At 66.6% G+C, this 19,924-nt stretch carries 18 protein-coding genes; 11 read left to right on the forward strand and 7 right to left on the reverse strand.

Translation table 11 applies throughout. From position 1 onward, the window contains the following. Nucleotides 1–170: 170 nt before the first annotated feature. Nucleotides 171–1,727 carry a Do family serine endopeptidase gene (locus AAIL68_RS06855; RefSeq protein ID WP_347138920.1) on the forward strand — a complete coding sequence of 519 codons (1,557 nt, stop codon included), beginning with the start codon at nt 171–173 and terminating at the stop codon, nt 1,725–1,727. Between the two features lie 101 nt (nt 1,728–1,828). Beyond that, complete coding sequence (locus AAIL68_RS06860) at nt 1,829–2,152, forward strand: 2Fe-2S iron-sulfur cluster-binding protein (RefSeq protein ID WP_347138921.1); 324 nt, start codon at nt 1,829–1,831, stop codon at nt 2,150–2,152. Nucleotides 2,153–2,447: 295 nt separating this feature from the next. Here AAIL68_RS06860 and hisA read toward each other — a convergent pair whose 3' ends face one another. After that, on the reverse strand, nt 2,448–3,164 hold the full coding sequence (hisA, locus tag AAIL68_RS06865; RefSeq protein WP_347138922.1) for a 1-(5-phosphoribosyl)-5-[(5-phosphoribosylamino)methylideneamino]imidazole-4-carboxamide isomerase: 717 nt from the start codon (nt 3,162–3,164) through the stop codon (nt 2,448–2,450). Between the two features lie 137 nt (nt 3,165–3,301). Here hisA and AAIL68_RS06870 point away from each other — a divergent pair, with 137 nt between their 5' ends. The 3 genes from AAIL68_RS06870 to AAIL68_RS06880 all read left to right on the forward strand — a co-directional run bounded on the left by AAIL68_RS06870 (nt 3,302) and on the right by AAIL68_RS06880 (nt 5,529). Then, nucleotides 3,302–3,685, forward strand: a complete 384-nt coding sequence (locus AAIL68_RS06870; RefSeq protein ID WP_347138923.1) for a DUF2147 domain-containing protein — start codon at nt 3,302–3,304, stop codon at nt 3,683–3,685. Between the two features lie 58 nt (nt 3,686–3,743). Then, complete coding sequence (locus AAIL68_RS06875) at nt 3,744–4,562, forward strand: alpha/beta hydrolase (protein WP_347138925.1); 819 nt, start codon at nt 3,744–3,746, stop codon at nt 4,560–4,562. Between the two features lie 130 nt (nt 4,563–4,692). After that, a complete protein-coding gene (locus AAIL68_RS06880; RefSeq protein WP_347138926.1) occupies nt 4,693–5,529 on the forward strand; it encodes a M48 family metallopeptidase in 837 nt (278 codons plus the stop codon). Between the two features lie 30 nt (nt 5,530–5,559). Here AAIL68_RS06880 and AAIL68_RS06885 read toward each other — a convergent pair whose 3' ends face one another. The 4 genes from AAIL68_RS06885 to choX form a co-directional block, all read right to left on the reverse strand. Further along, nucleotides 5,560–6,723 (reverse strand): NAD-dependent epimerase/dehydratase family protein, encoded by a 1,164-nt coding sequence (locus AAIL68_RS06885; RefSeq protein ID WP_347138927.1) that lies wholly within the window; start codon nt 6,721–6,723, stop codon nt 5,560–5,562. A gap of 107 nt (nt 6,724–6,830) precedes the next feature. After that, the gene (gene choV, locus AAIL68_RS06890; protein WP_347138928.1) at nt 6,831–7,847 is read right to left on the reverse strand and encodes a choline ABC transporter ATP-binding protein; all 1,017 of its coding nucleotides are present in this window, start codon (nt 7,845–7,847) and stop codon (nt 6,831–6,833) included. Then, complete coding sequence (gene choW, locus AAIL68_RS06895; RefSeq protein WP_347138929.1) at nt 7,844–8,692, reverse strand: choline ABC transporter permease subunit; 849 nt, start codon at nt 8,690–8,692, stop codon at nt 7,844–7,846. The genes choV and choW overlap by 4 nt, the downstream gene beginning before the upstream one ends. A gap of 43 nt (nt 8,693–8,735) precedes the next feature. Next, a complete protein-coding gene (gene choX / locus AAIL68_RS06900) occupies nt 8,736–9,677 on the reverse strand; it encodes a choline ABC transporter substrate-binding protein (RefSeq protein WP_347138930.1) in 942 nt (313 codons plus the stop codon). Nucleotides 9,678–9,762: 85 nt separating this feature from the next. Between choX and betI the strand changes: the two genes are divergently transcribed. The 3 genes from betI to betA are packed head-to-tail and all read left to right on the forward strand — an operon-like array spanning nt 9,763 to nt 13,401. Next, nucleotides 9,763–10,329: a transcriptional regulator BetI gene (betI, locus tag AAIL68_RS06905; protein ID WP_347138931.1), complete on the forward strand. Its 567-nt coding sequence runs from the start codon at nt 9,763–9,765 to the stop codon at nt 10,327–10,329. Further along, nucleotides 10,326–11,771 (forward strand): betaine-aldehyde dehydrogenase, encoded by a 1,446-nt coding sequence (gene betB, locus AAIL68_RS06910; protein ID WP_347138932.1) that lies wholly within the window; start codon nt 10,326–10,328, stop codon nt 11,769–11,771. Before betI ends, betB begins: the two co-directional genes overlap by 4 nt. A gap of 10 nt (nt 11,772–11,781) precedes the next feature. Beyond that, on the forward strand, nt 11,782–13,401 hold the full coding sequence (gene betA, locus AAIL68_RS06915; protein WP_347138933.1) for a choline dehydrogenase: 1,620 nt from the start codon (nt 11,782–11,784) through the stop codon (nt 13,399–13,401). A 74-nt stretch (nt 13,402–13,475) separates the two neighbouring features. Here betA and AAIL68_RS06920 read toward each other — a convergent pair whose 3' ends face one another. Then, complete coding sequence (locus AAIL68_RS06920) at nt 13,476–14,216, reverse strand: DsbA family protein (protein WP_347138935.1); 741 nt, start codon at nt 14,214–14,216, stop codon at nt 13,476–13,478. A 161-nt stretch (nt 14,217–14,377) separates the two neighbouring features. On the opposite strand from AAIL68_RS06920, the gene AAIL68_RS06925 reads away from it, so the two are divergent. The 3 genes from AAIL68_RS06925 (at nt 14,378) to AAIL68_RS06935 (ending at nt 19,342) form a co-directional block, all read left to right on the forward strand. Further along, entirely contained in the window at nt 14,378–15,514 is a 1,137-nt protein-coding gene (locus AAIL68_RS06925; RefSeq protein ID WP_347138936.1) for an aminotransferase class I/II-fold pyridoxal phosphate-dependent enzyme, read from the forward strand. Further along, nucleotides 15,511–16,707, forward strand: coding sequence for an N-acetylmuramoyl-L-alanine amidase (locus AAIL68_RS06930; RefSeq protein ID WP_347138938.1), 1,197 nt, complete (start codon nt 15,511–15,513; stop codon nt 16,705–16,707). Before AAIL68_RS06925 ends, AAIL68_RS06930 begins: the two co-directional genes overlap by 4 nt. Nucleotides 16,708–16,789: 82 nt before the next feature. After that, nucleotides 16,790–19,342, forward strand: coding sequence for a penicillin-binding protein 1A (locus AAIL68_RS06935; protein ID WP_347138939.1), 2,553 nt, complete (start codon nt 16,790–16,792; stop codon nt 19,340–19,342). Here AAIL68_RS06935 and AAIL68_RS06940 read toward each other — a convergent pair. Continuing rightward, complete coding sequence (locus AAIL68_RS06940) at nt 19,336–19,872, reverse strand: MgtC/SapB family protein (RefSeq protein ID WP_347138942.1); 537 nt, start codon at nt 19,870–19,872, stop codon at nt 19,336–19,338. The genes AAIL68_RS06935 and AAIL68_RS06940 overlap by 7 nt on opposite strands. Between the last annotated feature and the right edge of the window lie 52 nt (nt 19,873–19,924).

Here is a 19,924-nt window from a genome sequence, read left to right on the forward strand (position 1 = left end):
AGAACAGGGGGCGGATGGGAAACTATCCGCCCCTTGCAATAAAAGTCACGATCAGTTCACCGCCCGAGAGCGTGGTTTATTTGCCACGCCACCCTATTTCTTCTTCATATCCAGTCGGTCCCCGGCCCATGTCAGGACCGGAGCATTATGCGAAAGATGAGGACATCCGCATGAAGACGCTTTCTCCTCGGCATCTGCTGACCGCCTCGGCGTTGGCCGTGACCGTCGGCCTTGGCTTTGCGGCCGCCCAGGATGCGCAGCCCGACATTTCGCCCGAGGCCAGCCAGCAGGCACAAGAAGCGGCGAACAACAACGAACCGCTGACGGCCGCGCCCCAGGCCGGTTCGTCCCAGGTCATGCCCGACAGCTTCGCCGACCTGGTGCAGCAGGTTGCGCCTGCCGTCGTGAACATCACCACAAGCGCCGTGGTGGCCCAGCCCACGCGCGGCGAGGACGGTCCGATGTTCCCCGAAGGCAGCCCGTTTTCCGACCTGTTCCGCGACTTCGGCTTTCCCGGAATGCCGGGCCAGCCCGGACAGGGCGGTCCCCGGATGCCGCAGCGGTCGAACGCGCTGGGATCGGGCTTCGTCATCTCGTCTGACGGCTTCATCGTCACGAACAACCACGTGATCGAGGGCGCGGACGAGATCGAGATCGAGTTCTATGCGGGCAACACCCTGCCCGCCAAGGTGGTGGGCACCGACCCGAACACCGATGTGGCGCTGCTCAAGGTGGACAGCAAGGACGCGCTGCCCTTCGTCAAGTTCGGCAACTCCGACGACGCCCGCGTGGGCGACTGGGTGCTGGCGCTTGGCAACCCGCTGGGGCAGGGCTTCTCGGCCAGTTCGGGGATCGTCTCGGCCCGCAACCGCGAGTTGTCGGGCACCTATGACGATTACCTGCAGACCGACGCTGCCATCAACCGCGGCAACTCGGGCGGGCCGCTGTTCAACCTGAAGGGCGAGGTCGTGGGCGTCAACACCGCGATCCTATCGCCCAATGGCGGGTCGATCGGCATCGGCTTTTCCATGGCGTCCAACGTCGTCTCCAGCGTCGTGGACCAGTTGCGCGAATTCGGCGAAACCCGGCGCGGCTGGCTGGGCGTCAAGATCCAGGACGTGACCCCCGACATGGCCGAGGCGCTTGGCCTGGCGGCGGAATCCGGCGCGATGGTGACGGACGTTCCCGAAGGCCCTGCAAAAGAGGCCGGGATGCGCGCGGGCGACGTGATCACCAGCTTCGCCGGGTCCGAGGTCAAGGACACCCGCAGCCTGGTGCGCCGCGTGGCCGAGGCGCCTTCGGGCGAGCCGGTCGATGTCGTGGTGCAGCGGTCCGAAGGGCCGGTGACCCTGTCCGTGACCTTGGGCCGCCGCGAGACGGCCGAGGGCACGGGCGATTCGCCCGCGCCCCAAGGCAATGCCGCCCCCGAGGAGGTTCTGGGCATGTCGCTGGCCCCGCTGACGCCGCAGATGGTCCAGGAAATGGACCTGCCTGCCGACAGCAGCGGCTTGCTGGTGCAGGAGGTCGATCCTGCCAGCGAGGCCGCCGAAAAGGGCCTTGCCGCCGGCGACATCATCACCGAGGCGGGCCAGCAGCCCGTGGCCTCGATCCGCGACCTGAACGCCCGCATCGACGAGGCGCGCGAGGCGGGCCGCAAGTCGCTGCTGGTCTTGGTGCGCCGCGACGGAGAGCCGCGCTTCGTGGCCCTGCCGGTCGGCAAGTCCTGACCGGAAACCGATGTGCAAACAGGGGCGGGCCTTCGGGGCCGCCCCTTTTCATTGCGGGTGCGATGGCCTATCTGCCCCGTGCACAGCAAAGGACGATAGCCATGGCCCGCATCAGCTATATCGAGCATAACGGAACCCGCCACGAGGTGGACGTGAAGCCCGGCATGACGGTGATGGAAGGCGCGCGCGACAACGGCATCCCCGGCATCGACGCCGATTGCGGCGGCGCCTGCGCCTGCTCGACCTGCCATGTCTATGTCGATCCGGCCTGGGTGGACCAGCTTCCCCCCCGCGACCCGATGGAGGAGGACATGCTGGACTTCGCCTATCAGCCCGATCCCGAACGCTCGCGCCTGACCTGCCAGATCAAGGTGACCGAGGCCTTGGACGGCTTGGTCGTCCAGATGCCGGAACGGCAGATCTGACGGGCGGATTGCCCGCCGGGCGGGTAATTCGTGGCGGCCCGATTTAGGCGCCAAGCGGCTGCTTGATGGTCTTGATTTGGCGAAGGCCATCGCCTTCGCCACGTGACCCCGCAACCACCCTTACCACCGGGCCTTGAAGGCCCGGTCAGCGCCCGCCCCGCCCCCAAGCGGGCGGTGACCTCTCGGGTCGTGGGGTTGATATGTCTCTGATGGAGCCCGGTCCTGCGGACGGGGAAACGCATGCGTTTCCTGATTCCGCCCGTATTGCGGTGGATCAGGCGTGCCAAAGGACCGCCTACTTCAACAGCGCCAACGCCTCGGCCAGATCAATCGCGCCGTCGTAAAGCGCCCGGCCCGAAATCGCCCCTGCGATGACCTGCGTTTCCGCCAGGGCCCGCAGGTCGTCCAGCGACGACACGCCCCCCGATGCGATGACGGGGATGCCGACCACGCGGGCCAAGGCTTCGGTCGCGGCGATGTTCGGACCCTGCATGGCGCCATCGCGGTCGATGTCGGTATAGATGATCGCGGCCACGCCCGCGTCCTCGAACCGGCGGGCAAGGTCGGTGGCCATCACTTCGGTCTCGGTCGCCCAGCCGCGCGTGGCGACGCGGCCACCCCGCGCGTCGATGCCGACCGCGATCCGGCCGGGGAAAGCCGCTGCCGCCTGGCGCACCAGATCGGGGTTTTCGACCGCGACGGTCCCCAGGATCACCCGCGACAGGCCCTTGGACAACCAGCCCTCGATGGTTGCCATGTCGCGGATGCCGCCGCCAAGCTGGGCGGGGATCTGGATGGCGCCCAGGATCGCCTCGACCGCCGCCGCGTTCACCGGATGGCCCGCAAAGGCGCCGTTCAGGTCCACCAGATGCAGCCATTCCGCGCCCGCGTCCTGGAAGGCGCGCGCCTGCGCCGCCGGATCGGTGCCGAAGACGGTCGCGGCCTCCATCTCTCCGCGCAGCAGGCGGACGCAGTTGCCGTCCTTCAGGTCGATGGCGGGGTAGAGGATCATGGCACACTCCTGGGTTCGCGGATCGCGAACCCTTTGCCATGGGGGCGGGCGGAACGGAAGGGCGCTGCGACCTCACGTCATGCTTGCCAGACATCCGGCGCCCGCGCAGCATCCGTCAATCCTTGGAGGAGGGATCCATGCGCCATATCATCATCGCCGCCGCCCTTGCGCTGGCTGGCACCGCCGCCACCGCCGACCCGATCGAGGGCATCTGGCAGACCCAGCCGGACGAAGGCTCCTTCGCCCATGTCACCATCGCCCCCTGCGGCCCCGCCTTCTGCGGCACGATCACCCGCGCCTTCCAGGGCCAGTCGGAATACCAGTCGCCGAACCTGGGCCGCCAGATCGTCATCGACATGGCCCCGCAGGGCGGCGGCAATTACACGGGCAAGGTCTGGCGGCCGGCCAACAACAAGATCTACAACGGCAAGGCCAGCGTCCAGGGCGACCGGATGAGCCTGTCGGGCTGCGTCGCGGGCGGGCTGATCTGCAAAAGCCAGACCTGGGCGCGGGTCCGGTAAGGCAACCCGGCCCGCTCCACCGGCGTTCCCCTGCCAAGTCCGAACAGGGGAACGCGACATGCCGGTAATCACGACAGGCGACGGAACGAAACTGCACGTCAAGGACTGGGGGCAAGGCCGCCCCGTGGTGCTGATCCACGGCTGGCCGCTGAACGCCGACAGTTGGGAATACCAGTCCGTCAGGCTGGCCGAGGCCGGGTTCCGCGTCGTGAGTTACGACCGGCGCGGCTTCGGACGATCCGACCAGCCTTGGGGCGGCTATGACTATGACACGCTGGCCGACGACCTGGCCGCGGTGATCGACGGCCTGGGGGTGACCGACGCCACGCTTGTCGGCTTTTCCATGGGCGGGGGAGAGGTCGCCCGCTACATGACCCGCCATGGCGCGGGCGTGTCGCAGGCGGTGTTTGTGGGGTCCGTCGTGCCGGGGATGCTGAAGTCGGAAAGCAACCCGGACGGCATTACCCGCGACCTGCTGGAAGGGATCCAGGCGGGCCTGCGCAAGGATCGTCCGGCCTTCCTGGCCGACTTCTTCAAGCAGTTCTATGGCCAGGGCATGGTCAGCGGCGTCAGCCAGCCGGTCCTGGACTGGACCCTGGGCATGGCGATGATGGCCAGCCCCCGCGCGACGCTGGAATGCGTGACGGCCTTCGGGACGACCGATTTCACAGGAGATGTGCCCAACATCAACGTGCCCACGCTGATCATCCACGGCACCGGCGACAAGACCGTTCCCAGCGCCGCGACCGCCGAACGCCTGGCGAAAATGCTGCCCGACGCCACGCTGATCGAATACAGCGGCGCCCCTCATGGGCTGACCGCAACCCATGCGGACCGGCTGGTCGGCGACCTGCTGGAGTTTCTGCGGCAGGCGTGAAGTCATGCCACATGGTGAGACATGGTTTCGCGCCGCATTTGTATTTTATTTTAGGAACTTATCAATTCAAGAAAGGCTGTTGGCCGGGTTATCGTGAGGCATTCAGCCGTTTGACAGGACAGCCTTGCCAATGACCTTGTTTCAACTGTTTCGCACCGCAGCTGCCATCGGCCTGACCGCCCTGGCCGCTGCCTGCGGCACCACCTATGAATTGCCCGGCGTGGACGACAGCGTGAACGCGCGCGCCACCGCCATGTTCGCCGAGGCGAAGGCAGCCGCGCCCCGCAGCCCTGCCAGTCCCGCCCTCGCGCAGGCGCGCTTCCAGCGGGTCGCATCCCGCATCCAGCCTGTCGCGGAAAACCTGTGCAAGGCCGAACTGGCCCGGAAGGGCGCCGATTGCCGCGTCAAGCTGGAACTGGATCGGCAGATGGCCGAACCGAACGCCTATTTCACCTATGGGGGCCCAGGCACCAGCGATCCGGTGATCCGCTTTACCGTGCCGATGCTCCAGGATGTCGAAAGCGATGACGAGGTTGCCTTCATCCTGGGCCATGAATACGGCCATCTAATCGGTCAGCACATCGTCAAGCAGCAGCAACAGGCCGTGGCGGGGGCGCTGATCCTGGGGGCGCTGACGGCCTATGCCAATGCCGAGGCTGCATCAGCGGGCCAAAGCTATGACCCCAACGCCGTCGGCCGGAACATGGAAATCGGCGCGGCGGTCGGCCAGAAGGCCTATTCCCAGACCTATGAACTGGAGAGCGACATGCTGGGCACACGCATCGCGGCTGCCGCAGGCTATGATCCGGTCAAAGGCGCGAAATACTTTGCGCGTGACAAGGCGGCGCGATCCCAAACCGGGCAACTGTCGTTCTGGGGAACGCACCCGGCCGATTCGAAGCGCCTGGCGGTTGTGCTGGCGACTGTGGACCAGATGAAATCCCGAAAACCGTCCGGGGCCGAGTGACCGATCCCCGCCCTGTCCGGGCGGGGTTTCCTACGCCCTGCGCCACTGCGACACGCAGGGAATCTTTTCCCGGTCGCAGCGGTCGGCGTATTTGCGGGCGATTTCCTGGACCTCGGCCAGCAACCCGTCCTGCAACTTGATCGGCTCCAGCCCCAGGCCCAGGAAGCGGTCGTTGGCGACGTGGAGGTCGTTCTCGTCCGCCTCGTTGCGGGGGTTCTTGAGGAAGGCCACCTCGACCCCGGTCTGGTCGGCGATCATCCGGGCCAGGTCGCGGACGCGGTGGGTTTCGGTCATCTGGTTCAGGATGTTCACCCGGTCGCCACGCGCGGGCGGGTTCATCAGCGCCAGTTCGATGCAGCGGCAAGTATCCTGGATATGGATGAAGGCGCGGGTCTGGCCGCCCGTGCCATGCACCGTCAGCGGATAGCCGATGGCCGCCTGCATCAGGAAGCGGTTCAGCACCGTGCCGTAATCGCCGTCATAGTCGAAGCGGTTGATCAGCCGGTCGTCCAGGCGCGTTTCCTCGGTTTGGGTACCCCAGACGATGCCCTGGTGCAGGTCGGTGATGCGGACGCCGTCGTTCTTGTTGTAGTAGAAGAAGAAAAGCTGATCCTGGGTCTTGGTCATGTGATAGATCGACCCCGGATTGGCGGGATACAGGATTTCCTGCCGGTGGGGGCCGTTCTCGGTCTCGATCACCACGTCCAGATAGCCTTCGGGGATCTTCATGCCCGCCGTGCCATAGCCATAAACGCCCATGGTCCCCAGGTGAACCAGGTGGATGTCCTGTCCGCTTTCGACAATGGCGGCCAGCACATCATTGGTGGCGTTCAGGTTGTTGCTGACGGTATAGCGCTTGTGCCAGCTTGATTTCATCGAATAGGGCGCGGCGCGCTGTTCGGCAAAATGGATCACCGCGTCGGGCCGTTCGTCTCGCAGCAGCGTCAGCAGGCGGTGGTAATGTTCGCCCACGGTGAAGTTTTCCACTCGGATCTGGTGGTTGGTCAGTTCATGCCAAGCGCGGACCCGTTCGCCCAAGGGGCGGATCGGGGTCAGGCTGCTGACCTCAAGTTCCACGTCGATCTTGCGGCGCGACAGGTTGTCCACGATGATCACGTCATGGCCGCGCGCCGAAAGATGCAGCGCGGTCGGCCAGCCGCAGAAACCGTCTCCGCCCAGAACGATGATCTTCATGAACCTGCCTTTGATAGGACCGCGTTTCGCCGCCTTGTAGAATGACGGCATGGCGGATGCCATAGCTGCCACGCCACTGACATGCGGCTGTCGCAATCGGCCGTCTGTCAGCCGCGCGGGTCGATCAGCCGGGCCAGCACCGCGTCGCGGGTGATGCAGCCGCCGCCCTGGACGGGCAGGGCGGTCCGGTCCGACAGCAGGCCCATCACCTGGCGCACCGGCATGTCACGCGGGACCGGATCGCCCGGCGCATCGCCCGGCTGGGCCACATCGGCGGCGGTCAGCACGCCAAGCGGGTTCATGTGGGCCACGAAATCGGCCACATAGGGGCTGACGGGATTGGCGATGATTTCCCGCGCCGTGCCGATCTGGACGATGCGCCCGCCCTCCATCAGGGCGATGCGGTTGCCCAGCTTGAAGGCCTCGTCCAGGTCGTGGCTGACGAAGATGATGGTGCGCTGCGTCTTGGCCTGCAGTTCCAGAAGCTCGTCCTGCAAGCGGGTGCGGATCAGCGGGTCGAGCGCGCTGAAGGGTTCGTCCATCAGCAGGATCGGCGCCTCGGTCGCGAAGGCGCGGGCCAGGCCTACGCGCTGCTGCATGCCGCCCGACAGGTCGCCCACCTTGCGTTCCGCCCATTCCGTCAGGCCCACGGTTTCAAGCTGCCGGTCCACGCGGGCCTTGCGGTCGGGGACAGACATTCCCGCCAGCTCCAGCCCCAGGCCGACGTTTTCGCGCACACTGCGCCAAGGCAGCAGGCCGAACTGCTGGAAGACCATCGCCACATGGCGCAGGCGGATGTCGCGAAGCGCGCGCTTGCCCGCCCCGCTGACCGAGATCATCTTGCCGCCGTCCCAGACCCGGACCTCGCCCCGGCAGACGTGGTTCAGCGCGTTGACCGCGCGCAGCAGCGTGGACTTGCCGGACCCCGACAGGCCCATCAGGACCAGGATCTCGCCCTGCCGGACGCTCAGCGAACAGTCGTGGACGCCAAGAACCTGGCCGGTCGCGGTACGGATTTCGCCGCGTTCCTTGCCCTGATCCATCAGCGGCAGGGCGGTTTCCGGGTGGTCGCCAAAAACGATGCTGACACGGTCGAATTCGACGGCGTTGGGAATGGTGTTCATCTGCGACCCTCCATCCGCAGCATCCGGTCCAGCAGGATCGCCACGACGACGATCACAAAGCCCGATTCGAAGCCCAGCGAGGTGTTCACGCTGTTCAGCGCCCGCACAACCGGCACCCCCAGGCCCGATGCGCCCACAAGCGCGGCGATCACGACCATGGACAGCGACAGCATGATCGTCTGGTTCAGTCCCGCCATGATCTGCGGCAGCGCGCTTGGCAGTTCCACCTTCCACAACAACTGGCGCGGGGTGGCGCCAAAGGCGGTCGCCGCCTCGACCAGGGCGGGGGGCGTGGAGGCGATGCCAAGCTGGGTCAGCCGGATCGGCGCGGGCAGCACGAAGATCACGGTCGCCAGCAGTCCCGGCACCATGCCGATGCCGAAGAAGACGATGGCCGGGATCAGATAGACGAAGGTCGGCAGCGTCTGCATCAGGTCAAGCACCGGCCGCAGCCAGGCATAAAGCCGGGGCCGGTGCGCGGCGGCGATGCCCACGGGCACGCCGATCGCCATGCAGACCAGGCAGGCGGCCAGCACCAAGGTCAGCGACTGCATCATCTCGTCCCAGTACCCCTGGTTCAGGACGAACAGCAGGCCCAAGGCGACCAGCAGGCAGGTCTTCCCATTGCGCTGCAAGGCCCAGGTCAGTCCCACGGCCAGCAGGATGAACAGCAGGGGATGGGGTGCCTCCAACCCCGCGAGGATCCCGCCGATCAGCCATTCCAGCGCGCCCGAGATCGTGTTGAACAGCCTCGCCGCATGGGCGTTCAGCCAGTCGAAGACGGACTTGGCCGTCCGCCCGACGGGTATCTTGTTGTCGGTTACAAGCGCCGTCAGCTGCTCCATGCGGTCTCCTTGGATATGGTTGGCGTGGGGGGCAGCCCGGCAATCAGCCGGACAGCGCCTCGGTCAGGGCGGCCTGCGCGTCGTTGCCGTCGAAGGTCGTCACGCCCTCCAGCCAGGGCGTCGCGGCATCGGGATTGGCCGTCAGCCAGTCCTTGGCGGCGGCCATCGGTTCCTGCCCGTCGTTCAGGATCTTGCCCATCACCTCGTTCTCCATGGGCAGGGTGAATTCCAGGTTCTGCAGGAACTTGCCCAGGTTCGGGCATTCGCTGACAAAGCCGTGGCGGGTGTTCGTGCGCACCTCGGCCCCGCCCAGGTCGGGACCGAAAACCTCGTCCCCGCCGGTCAGATAGGTCATTTCGAACTGGGCGTTCATCGGATGGGGTTCCCACCCCAGGAAGACGACCGGCTGCTTCGCGGCATCGGCGCGGGCCACCTGCGCCAGCATCCCCTGTTCGCTGGATTCGACCACCTCGAAGGTGCCAAGGCCGAACTTGTCGGTGGCCACCATGTCCAGGAGCAGGCGGTTGCCGTCGTTTCCGGGTTCGATGCCATAGATCTGGCCGTTCAGCGCGTCCTTGTGTTCGGCGATCTTGGAGAAGTCGGTAATGCCCAGATCCGCGCCCGCCTTGTTGGTGGCCAGGGTGTATTTCGCGCCCGTCAGGTTGGTGCGCACCGTGTCCACCGTGCCGGCGTCTCGATAGGGGGCGATGTCGGCTTCCATTGTGGGCATCCAGTTGCCCAGGAAGATGTCCACGTCGTCGGTGGACAGCGCCGTATAGGTCACGGGAACCGACAGAAGCTTCGTTTCGGTTTCATAGCCCAGCGCCTGCAACACGGTCGAGGCCAGCGCCGTCGTCGCAGTGATGTCGGTCCAGCCCACGTCGGACAGCACCACCTGGCGGCATTCATCGGGTTCGGCTGCGGCGGCAGGACCGGCAAGGGCCGCGCCGATCACCAGCGAGGCAGTCAGGCTTTTGCGGATCATGCAAAACTCCCTGTTCTTGATTGGTTGATCAATTAACGGTACACGGGCTTCAAATGGCAACAGTTTCTTTCACACAGGTGCAACCTTGCCCAAGATTGGCGCCGAGCCTATCCGAAAAGCCGCGTTAATCAACGCCACGATCTTCGAGGTCGGGCGAACGGGGTCGCTGGACGTGACGGTGGCGCAGATCGCCCGGCGTGCGGGCATGTCGCCTGCGCTTGCGCATCACTATTTCGGATCGAAGGAACAAATCTTTTTATCCGCAATGCGTTACATCCTGCGCACCTATGGCCGGTCGGTGGCTGAACGCCTGCCCGGACATGGCAAGCGCGGGCGGCTGGACGCCATCGTCCATGCCAGTTTCGCGCCGCAGAATTTCCAGCGCGAAACCGTCAGCGCCTGGATCAATTTCTATGCATTGGCGCTGATCAACCCCGAGGCCGCGCGCCTGTTGCGCGTTTATCACAAGCGATTGCGGTCGAATCTGGTCTTGGCGCTGCGCCCCCTGGCCGCCGATCCGGTCCGCGTGGCTGAAACGGTAGGGGCGCTGATCGACGGGGTTTACCTGCGCGCGGTCCTGATTCCCGGCGGCGTCGAGGCCAAGGCCGCCGAAAAGCTGATCTTCGATTACCTGGACGAGGTTCTGTCGTGACCCACAACGCCCAACCCGCAGCCAGCCTGTTCATTGGCGGCGCCTTTGTCGAGGGCGAGGGCGCGGCATTGCCCGTGTTCTACCCCTATACCGGCGAGGAGATCGCCTCGCTGCGCGAGGCATCGGCGAATCAGGTGGCGCTGGCCTGTGCGGCTGCCGCCCGCGCGCAGCCGGAATGGGCCGCGATGGCGCCCGCCGACCGAGGCCGTGTCCTGTCCCGCGCCGCCGCCATCATCCGCGAGCGGAACGAGGAACTGTCGCGCCTGGAAACGCTGGACACTGGCAAGCCGATCCAGGAAACGCTGGTGGCCGACTGGGCGTCTGGCGCCGCCGCGCTGGAATATTTCGGCGGCTTGGCCGCGACCGTGACCGGCCAGATGATCCCCCTGGGCCGCGACTGGGCCTATACCCGGCGCGAGGCCCTGGGCGTCTGCGCGGGTATCGGCGCCTGGAACTATCCCAGCCAGATCGCCTGCTGGAAAGCCGCGCCCGCGCTGGCCATGGGCAACGCGATGGTCTTCAAGCCCTCCGAGGAAACGCCGCTGGGCGCCCTGAAGCTGGCGGAAATCCTGATCGAGGCCGGTGCCCCTGCGGGCATCTTCAACGTCGTGCAGGGGCGCGGAGAGGTCGGGGCCGCACTTGTGACCGATGCGAACGTCGCCAAGGTGTCGCTGACCGGATCGGTACCCACCGGCCGCCGCGTCTATGCCGCCGCCGCCGAAGGGATGCGCCATGTCACGATGGAGCTTGGCGGCAAGTCGCCGCTGATCGTCTTCGACGACGCCAGCCTTGAGGACGCGGTCGGCGCGGCGATCCTGGCGAATTTCTATTCCTCGGGGCAGATCTGCTCCAACGGGACGCGGGTGTTCCTGCAGCAGGGGATCGCTGAACGGTTCCTGGTCCGGCTGGCCGAACGGCTGGCAACGATCCGCACGGGCGACCCGCTGGACCCGGATACCCAGTTCGGACCGATCATCAACGGCACGCAGGCGGCCAAGATCCGCGCGGCCATCGCGGCGGGCCAGGATGCAGGCGCGCGGCTGGTCTGCGGCGGCGCGGGCGAGGGGGCCTTTGTCCCGCCCACCGTCTTTGCCGACGCCACTGACGAGATGCTGATCACCCGAGACGAAATCTTCGGCCCGGTGATGACCACGCTGACCTTTACCGATGAGGCCGAGGCCGTGGCCCGCGCCAATGCCACGGGCTTCGGCCTGGCAGCGGGGGTGTTCACGCAAGATTTGACCCGCGCGCATCGCGTTGTGGCGGCCTTGGAGGCGGGCACCTGCTGGATCAACGCCTATAACCTGACCCCGGTGGAAATGCCCTTCGGCGGCGTCAAGATGTCGGGACTGGGGCGCGAAAACGGGACCGCCGCCATCGAACATTATTCGCAACTGAAGACCGTCTATGTCGGCATGGGCGCCGTCGAGGCGCCATACTGAGGGGGATGCCATGAGTGCTGATTACGTCGTCGTCGGCGCCGGTTCCGCCGGATGTGCGCTGGCCTATCGCCTGACCGAGGCGGGCCACAGCGTCACCCTGATCGAATACGGCGGCAGCGACATCGGCATCTTCATCCAGATGCCGGGCGCGCTGTCCTATCCGATGAACATGCCGCGATACGACTGGGGATTCGCGACCCAACCGGAGCCGCATCTGGGCGGGCGCAGGCTGGCGACGCCGCGCGGCAAGGTGCTGGGGGGATCGTCGTCGATCAACGGCATGGTCTTCGTGCGGGGGCATCGCAAGGATTACGACCACTGGCGCGACAGCGGCGCCAGCGGCTGGGGCTATGACGACGTGCTGCCCTATTTCAAGCGGATGGAAACCTGGCACGGCGGCGCGTCGGAATGGCGCGGCACCGACGGCCCGCTGCATGTGACGCGGGGAAAGCGCCGCAACCCGCTGTTCAACGCCTTCATTGAGGCTGGGCAACAGGCGGGCTGGCCCTATACCCCCGACTACAACGGCGAAAACCAAGAAGGCTTCGGGCCGATGGAAGCCACGATCTGGCAGGGCCGCCGCTGGTCCGCCGCCAATGCCTATCTGCGCCCGGCCTTGAAGACCGGCCGCCTGACCGTGATCCGCGCCTTCGCCCGCCGCATCCTGTTTCAGGGAAAGCGCGCCTATGGCGTCGAGATCGAGCGCAAGGGTCAGATCGAGGAGATCCGGGCAGGGCGCGAAATCATCGTCTCGGCCAGTTCGATCAACACGCCGAAACTGCTGATGCTGTCGGGCATCGGCCCCGCCGACCACCTGCGAAGCCACGGGATCACGCCCTTGGCAGACCGGCCGGGGGTCGGGGCGAACCTGCAGGACCACCTTGAAATCTACATGCAGTACAAGGCGCTGAAGCCGATCACGCTTTATACCTATTACAACCTGCTGGGCAAAAGCCGTGTCGGGGTCGAGTGGCTGCTGCAGAAGACCGGGCTTGGCGCGTCGAACCAGTTCGAAAGCTGCGGCTTCATCCGCTCCTCGGAGGCGGTGGATTATCCCGACATCCAGTATCACTTCCTGCCGCTGGCCGTGCGCTATGACGGCAAGGCGGCGGCGCAGGGCCACGGCTTCCAGGCCCATGTCGGCCCGATGCGGTCGAAATCGCGCGGCACCGTCCGACTGGCGTCAAGCGACCCGGCCGCGGCGCCCGAGATCCGCTTCAACTACATGTCCCATCCCGACGACTGGGCGGAATTCCGCGCCTGCGTGCGCCTGACGCGGCACATCTTCGACCAACCCGCCTTTGCCGAATATCGCGGGGACGAGATCCAGCCCGGCGCCCCCGTCCAGACGGACGAGCAGATCGACGCCTTTATCCGCGACCACGCCGAATCGGCCTATCACCCCTGCGGCACCGCCCGGATCGGCGCCGCGACCGATCCCATGGCGGTGGTCGATCCCGACCTGAAGGTGATCGGCGTCGAAGGCCTGCGCGTGGCCGACAGTTCGATCTTCCCGCGCATCACTAACGGCAACCTGAACGGCCCGTCGATCATGGTAGGGGAAAAGGCCGCCGACCACATCCTGGGCCGCATCGCGCGCCCCGACCAAGACCGCATGGCCGCCGAATAGCCGCTTCTTCTTTGGCCAAATACCCCCGCCGGAGGCACCCGCCCGTGCCACTGGCGCGCGGCTGATGGGACGCGTCAGCCCTTGCCCTCGCGCGCCGCAGCGACGGCGGGTTCCAGCCCGGCTGCGGGCATCCCGCGCAGCAGGGTATCGCCGATCACGAAGGTCGGCGTGCCCATGATCGCCATGCGTTCGGCCAGTTGCCGGTTCTCGCGCAGCACGGCGCTGACGGATTCTGTGTTCATGGTGTTCAGAACCTCGTCCCCGTTCAGACCGATATCGGTGGCGATCTCCTGCAAGACCTCGGGCGAGGGCGCGCCGCGCAGGGCGATCAATTCGTCATGGGCCTTGCGGTAGGCCTCGTCCCCGCCGATCTGCTTGACCGCCACGGCGAACCGGGCGGATGTTTCGCTGTCCGGCCCCAGGATCGGAAACTCCTTCAGGATCAGCCGGATATTGCCGTCTTCCTCGACAATGTCATGGACCTGATCGTTGAACTTGCGGCAGTAACCGCAGCGATAGTCAATGAATTCGACCACGGTCACATCGCCGTCCGGGTTGCCGCCGACCCAGCTGTAGCCGTCCTGAAAGATCGCGTCATGGTTCGACGCCACCAGGGCCACGTCGTTTTCCGCCTCGGTCGCGGCGCGGCGTTCTTCCAGGACGTTGATGGATTCGACCAGAACCTCGGGGTTCGCCATCAGGTATTCGCGCACGGCATCGCCGAAGGCCGCCTTCTCGGCGTCGGACATGGCCGAAATGTCGAAGGCCATGGCAGGGGTCGCGGTCAGAAGCAGCGCGGCGATCAGGCGTTTCATCGAAATCCTCGTGGTCGGGTTGCTGCAAGCATGGCCCTTGCGGATCGCCTTGGCAAGAAATCCCCCCACAAAGCTGCGTGACCGGACCTGTCTAAGGGCCTTTCCGCGCGCGCCTTGTGCGCGTAAGACAGCGGAAAAAGACAAAAGGCCCCGAGGAGAGCATGAGGAAATCCGCCCGCGGACAGGTTGATCCGTTCATCGTCATGGACGTGATGGAGGCTGCCGCCCGCGCCGAAGCGCAGGGCCGCCACATCATCCACATGGAGGTCGGCCAGCCGTCCACCCCCGCGCCCGAAGGCGCGCGCCGCGCGCTTGCGGCCGCCCTGGAACAGCCGCTTGGCTATACGGTCGCGCTTGGCCTGCCTGCGTTGCGGCAGGGGATCGCGGATCTGTATCGCCGCTGGTATGGTGTCGATCTGGATCCGGCGCGCGTGGTGGTGACGCCCGGCAGCAGCGGGGCCTTCATCCTGGCGTTTTCCGCGCTGTTCGACGCGGGCGACAGGGTGGCCATGGGCTATCCCGGCTATCCCAGCTATCGCCAGATCCTGCGGGCCATGTCGCTGGAGCCGGTGGGCATCCCGACCCGCCCCGAAAACCGCTATCAGCCGCGTCCCCAGGATCTGCCGGACAGTTGCGCGGGGCTGATCCTCGCCTCGCCCGGCAATCCGTCGGGCACGGTGCTGCGCACGGATGAATTGCGCGCGCTTTCCGATGCCGCGAAGGCCAGGGGCATGGCGCTGATTTCCGACGAAATCTACCATGGCCTCGGCTATGGCGACCGCTGCCATTCCGCGCTGGAGGTGACGGACGACGTGTTCGTCATCAATTCCTTCAGCAAGTATTTTTCCATGACCGGCTGGCGCGTCGGCTGGATGGTCGTGCCGGAAGATCACATCCGCACCGTGGAACGGCTGGCGCAGAACATGTTCATCTGCCCGCCCCATGCCAGCCAGGTCGCGGCACTTGCCGCGCTGGACTGCACGGATGAGGCCGATGCGAACCTGGCCGTCTATGCCGAAAACCGCCGGCTGATGCTGGAGGGGCTGCCCAAGGCGGGCTTCGACCGCATCGCGCCCCCGGAAGGGGCCTTCTACATCTATGCGGACGTGTCGCACCTGACCGACAATTCGCTGAACTTCGCGGCCGAGATCCTTGAAAAGGCAGGCGTCGCCGTCACGCCTGGGCTGGACTTCGACCCCGAACGGGGCGCACGGACGCTGCGCTTTTCCTATGCCCGCGCCACCGCCGACATCGCCGAGGGCCTGCGCCGCCTGACGGAGTTCATGGCCGCGCGATGAAATGGCTGGCTCTGATCCTGGCGCTGCTGTCGCTGCCCGCCTGGGCGGATGAACCGGCGCGGCTGGATCTGGGCGGATCGGCCCTGGTCGCGACGGGGCGGGGATGGGGCGGGCCGAAGCCGCTGGAATTGCGGCTGGCGCTGACGAAGCCCGTGCCCTACCGGGCCTTCCTGGTCGGCGATCCGGTGCGACTGGTCGTGGATCTGCAGGGCGCCGACCTGGGTCTTGCGCACCCGCAGGACATGTTCGGCGCGGATCTTTCCCCGGCGATCCGCTGGGGCAGGGACCATGACGGCTGGTCGCGCATCGTGGTCGAACTGCCCGGCCCCTATCGCATCGACAGCGCGGGGCAAAAGGTCGGGGCCGCGCTGTCCCAGATCACGGTGGCCTTGGTGCCGGTCGTCGCCAGGGACTTCGCGCCCCGTCCCTCGGCCACGGCGGCGCTGCGCGGCCTGCCCGATCCCGCCGACCCGCCGCAGCCCGCGCCCGACGACCGCTTCACCGTGGTCCTGGATCCCGGCCATGGCGGCCACGACCCCGGAGCCCTGGCCGAAGGCGAGGCCGAGGCGAACCTGGTCCTGGTCTTTTCGCTGGAACTGCGCGCGGCCCTGCAGGCGCGGGGCGTCGATGTGCAACTGACGCGGGGCGACGACAGCTTCGTGTCCCTGGAAGACCGCATGACGGCGGCGCGGCAGGCGCGGGCGGATCTGTTCATCTCGCTTCACGCCGATGCGCTGCCGCAGGGGCAGGCGGCGGGGGCCACGGTCTATGTCTGGAACCCCGCCGCCGATGCCCGCGCCTCCGAACAACTGGTCTTGCGGCACAGGCGCGACGACCTGCTGGCGGGGGTGGATCTGACGGGCCAGGACGATGCCCTGACGGGCGTGCTGATGGATTTCGCCCGCGTCGACACGCAGCCCCGGTCGGAACGCTTTGCCAACTGGCTGATTTCGCGCATGTCGCTGATGGGCATCGGGATGCACGGGCGGCCGGTGCAGGGGGCGACCTTTTCGGTGCTGAAATCGCCGGACATTCCCTCGGTCCTGCTGGAACTGGGCTTCATCTCGGACCACGACGACCGGGCGAACCTGCTGAACCCCCAATGGCGCGAGCGCATGGTCCGGGTCGTGGCCGAGGCCATCACCGGCTGGGCGCGGGACGAATCCGCGCGGTCCACGATGCTGCGCCAATAAGCGCGTCATCGCCCAGTGTTGTTTTGACCGCACCGGAACGCGTCGCTATAGGGGGTGCGATTCCACGAAAGGCCGTTCCCACTTGCTGCGCAGCATCCTGTCCTTTTTCGGTGCCATCTTCTCGTGGTTCGTCACCGCGAGCTTTTTCATCGCGCTGACGCTGGGCGCGATCTTCTGGATCTATTCGCGCGACCTGCCCAGCCACGAAACCCTGGCCCAGTACACGCCCAAGACCATCAGCCGGATCTATTCGGGCGAGGGGCGCCTGATCGACGAATTCGCCGAGGAACGCCGCCTGTTCGTCCCGGTCGAGGAAATCCCCGACCTGGTCAAGCACGCCTTCATCAGCGCCGAGGACAAGAACTTCTACAACCACCCCGGATATGACGTGCGCGGCATCATCGGCGCGGCGTATCAGGCCGTGGCGTCGCGCGGGTCGTCGGTGCGCGGGGCGTCCACGATCACGCAGCAGGTGATGAAGAACTTCCTGCTGTCCTCGGACCGCAGCCTGGAACGCAAGGTCAAGGAACTGATCCTGGCGTCGCGGCTGGAAAGGACGCTGTCCAAGGACCAGATCCTAGAACTGTACCTGAACGAGATCTTCCTGGGCCAGAACAGCTTCGGCGTTGCCGCCGCCGCCCAGACCTATTTCAACAAGTCCCTGACCGAACTGGCCCCGCACGAGGCCGCGATGCTGGCCGCCATGCCGCAGGCGCCAAGCACCTATCACCCCGTCCGCGCCAAGGACCGCGTGACCGAACGGCGTAATTATGTCCTGCGCGAGATGTGGCAGAACGGCTATCTGGACGAGGCGACCTATCAGGCCGAGGCGAAGCTGCCGCTGAGATCGGTGCAGAACGGCGACTTCCCGGCCTTCCGCAACCAGCTTCCGCCGCGCGATTACTTCACCGACGAAATCCGCCGCCAGTTGTCCGCCCAGTTCGGGAACGAGGAATTCTTCGGCGGCGGCCTGACGATCCGCGCTACCGTGGACCCCGGCCTGCAATCGGCCGCCGCCGACGCCCTGCGCGAGGCGCTGGAGGATTACGACCGCGGCACCGGCGTCTGGCGCGGCACGCGCGAGACGATCCTGGCCGACCAGTTGACCGACGAGGCCGCCTGGCGCGGCGCCCTGTGGCAGGCCAAGGTGCCGCGCGACATCCCCGGCTGGCACCCCGCCGTCGTGCTGGAGGTCGGCCAGACCGACGCCCGCATCGGCATCGAGGGGATCGAGGAGGACGCCGACGGCCACTGGATCCCCGCCAAGGACGTGCAATGGGCGCGCAAGCGCGGCCCCGACGGCAGGCTGGGTCCGCGCGCCCAGGTCGCGGGCGATCTCGTGTCGGTGGGCGACGTGGTGCTGGTCCGTGCGATGACGCAGGACAGCGACGGCAGCTTCATCCGCTGGACCCTGCGCCAGGTGCCCGAAATCCAGGGCGGCTTCATGGCCATGGACGTGAACACTGGGCGCGTGATGGCGATGCAGGGGGGATTCAGCTACCAGTCCTCGGTCTTCAACCGAGCGACGCAGGCGCAGCGCCAGCCGGGATCCAGCTTCAAGCCCTTCGTCTATGCCGCCGCGCTGGACAACAACTATACCCCCGCCACCATCGTCGTGGACGAGCCGATCCGCATCGACACGCCCTATGGGCTGTGGGAGCCCAAGAACTCCAGCGGCAAGCATTACGGCCCGACGCCCCTGCGCACCGGCATCGAGATGTCGCGGAACCTGATGACCATCCGCATCGCCCAGGACATCGGGATGGAGCGGGTGGCCGAATATGCCGAACGCTTCGGGGTCTATGACGACCTCAAGCCCTTCCTGGCCAACGCCCTGGGCGCGCAGGAAACCACGCTGTTCAAGATGGTCGCGGCCTATGCCATGTTCGCCAATGGCGGAGAGCGGGTCGAGCCCACGCTGGTGGACCGCGTGCAGGACCGGCGCGGGCGCACGATCTATCGCCACGACCAGCGGATCTGCGAAACCTGCGGCCAGCAGGCGCTGCCGGCGGGGCAGGGGCCGGTGATCGACAGTTCCAACCGCGAACGGGTGATGGACGCGGTGACGGCCTATCAGCTGACCTCGATGCTGGAAGGCGCGGTCAAGCGCGGGTCGGGCAGCGGGGTGAACCTGCCGGTGCCGATCGCGGGCAAGACGGGCACGACGAACGACGCCAAGGACGTGTGGTTCATCGGCTATTCGTCCAATATCGTCGCGGGCTGCTATCTGGGTTACGACCAGCCGCGCACGCTGGGCAGCAACGCCTATGGCGGGACGCTCTGCGTGCCGGTCTTCAACGCCTTCATGCGCAAGGCCGTGGCCGAGTTCGGCGGCACCGATTTCGCGGTTCCCCCCGGCGGCTACTGGGTCAAGATCGACCGCGCCACCGGCCAGCGGCTGTCGGACGATGCGTCGGGGCCGAACGTGATCGCCGAATATTTCCGCGACGGCACCGATCCCGACTGGGGCTCTCCGCTGATCGTGTCGGGCTTTGGCGACGGCCCCGTCGCCCTGCCATGGGAAGCAGGCGCCAGATCGGGGGCGGGCACCGCCATCACCACCTCGACCGGGGAACGCAAGGTGATCCCGCGCCAGACCGATTTCGGGACCATGTCGTCGGGCGGGCTTTACTGATCCCCGTCGCCGCTCGGCTTCGGGCCGCGATCCGGCCCCGTCACCTTGTCCTTCAAGGGTTCAGCCATCAGGCGCACAAGCCACAGGACCACAAGGGCAAGGCCGGTCCCCATCACCGCCAGCGATCCGTCGCCCGTGCCGCAGGCCAGTCCGATGGCCCCCGCCAGCCACATCGACGCGCCCGTCGTGACCCCGCGCACGGTGCGCCCGCTGGTGATGATGGAGCCGGCGGCCAGAAAGGCCACGCCCGCCGTCACTGCCTCGATCAGGCGCAGGGGATCGACGCGCAATGTCTCGGGATCCTGGGCGGGGAAATGCGTCAGTTCCATCGCCACCAGGGTGAACATGCAGGCGGCGACCGCGATCAGCATATGCGTGCGCAGTCCGGCGGATCGCGCGGTGATTTCCCGTTCCCATCCGATGGCGGCGGACAGCAGCAGGGCCAGCACCAGCCGCGCGAAGGCGGCGGGATAGGTGATCGTCTGCAAGGGCGCGAACAGGTCGACGAAGGGGGCGGCTAAGCTGGGCATGGCATGATGGTTTGATGATGCCTGACCGAACGCCCCGCCCGCGCATCCGGTT

Source organism: Paracoccus sp. SSK6 (assembly GCF_039770665.1).
In the GTDB taxonomy this organism is placed as follows: domain Bacteria; phylum Pseudomonadota; class Alphaproteobacteria; order Rhodobacterales; family Rhodobacteraceae; genus Paracoccus.

Excerpts from the sequence above, each read along its gene's own strand:
- hisA (WP_347138922.1), bottom strand. The coding sequence starts at position 3,164 with ATGATCCTCTACCCCGCCATCGACCTGAAGGACGGCAACTGCGTCCGC.
- AAIL68_RS06885 (WP_347138927.1), bottom strand. The coding sequence starts at position 6,723 with ATGAAGATCATCGTTCTGGGCGGAGACGGTTTCTGCGGCTGGCCGACC.
- betA (WP_347138933.1), top strand. The coding sequence starts at position 11,782 with ATGAGTGCTGATTACGTCGTCGTCGGCGCCGGTTCCGCCGGATGTGCG.
- AAIL68_RS06880 (WP_347138926.1), top strand. The coding sequence starts at position 4,693 with ATGACCTTGTTTCAACTGTTTCGCACCGCAGCTGCCATCGGCCTGACC.
- AAIL68_RS06940 (WP_347138942.1), bottom strand. The coding sequence starts at position 19,872 with ATGCCCAGCTTAGCCGCCCCCTTCGTCGACCTGTTCGCGCCCTTGCAG.
- AAIL68_RS06920 (WP_347138935.1), bottom strand. The coding sequence starts at position 14,216 with ATGAAACGCCTGATCGCCGCGCTGCTTCTGACCGCGACCCCTGCCATG.
- AAIL68_RS06930 (WP_347138938.1), top strand. The coding sequence starts at position 15,511 with ATGAAATGGCTGGCTCTGATCCTGGCGCTGCTGTCGCTGCCCGCCTGG.
- choW (WP_347138929.1), bottom strand. The coding sequence starts at position 8,692 with ATGGAGCAGCTGACGGCGCTTGTAACCGACAACAAGATACCCGTCGGG.
- choX (WP_347138930.1), bottom strand. The coding sequence starts at position 9,677 with ATGATCCGCAAAAGCCTGACTGCCTCGCTGGTGATCGGCGCGGCCCTT.
- AAIL68_RS06870 (WP_347138923.1), top strand. The coding sequence starts at position 3,302 with ATGCGCCATATCATCATCGCCGCCGCCCTTGCGCTGGCTGGCACCGCC.
- AAIL68_RS06860 (WP_347138921.1), top strand. The coding sequence starts at position 1,829 with ATGGCCCGCATCAGCTATATCGAGCATAACGGAACCCGCCACGAGGTG.
- choV (WP_347138928.1), bottom strand. The coding sequence starts at position 7,847 with ATGAACACCATTCCCAACGCCGTCGAATTCGACCGTGTCAGCATCGTT.
- AAIL68_RS06925 (WP_347138936.1), top strand. The coding sequence starts at position 14,378 with ATGAGGAAATCCGCCCGCGGACAGGTTGATCCGTTCATCGTCATGGAC.
- AAIL68_RS06875 (WP_347138925.1), top strand. The coding sequence starts at position 3,744 with ATGCCGGTAATCACGACAGGCGACGGAACGAAACTGCACGTCAAGGAC.
- AAIL68_RS06855 (WP_347138920.1), top strand. The coding sequence starts at position 171 with ATGAAGACGCTTTCTCCTCGGCATCTGCTGACCGCCTCGGCGTTGGCC.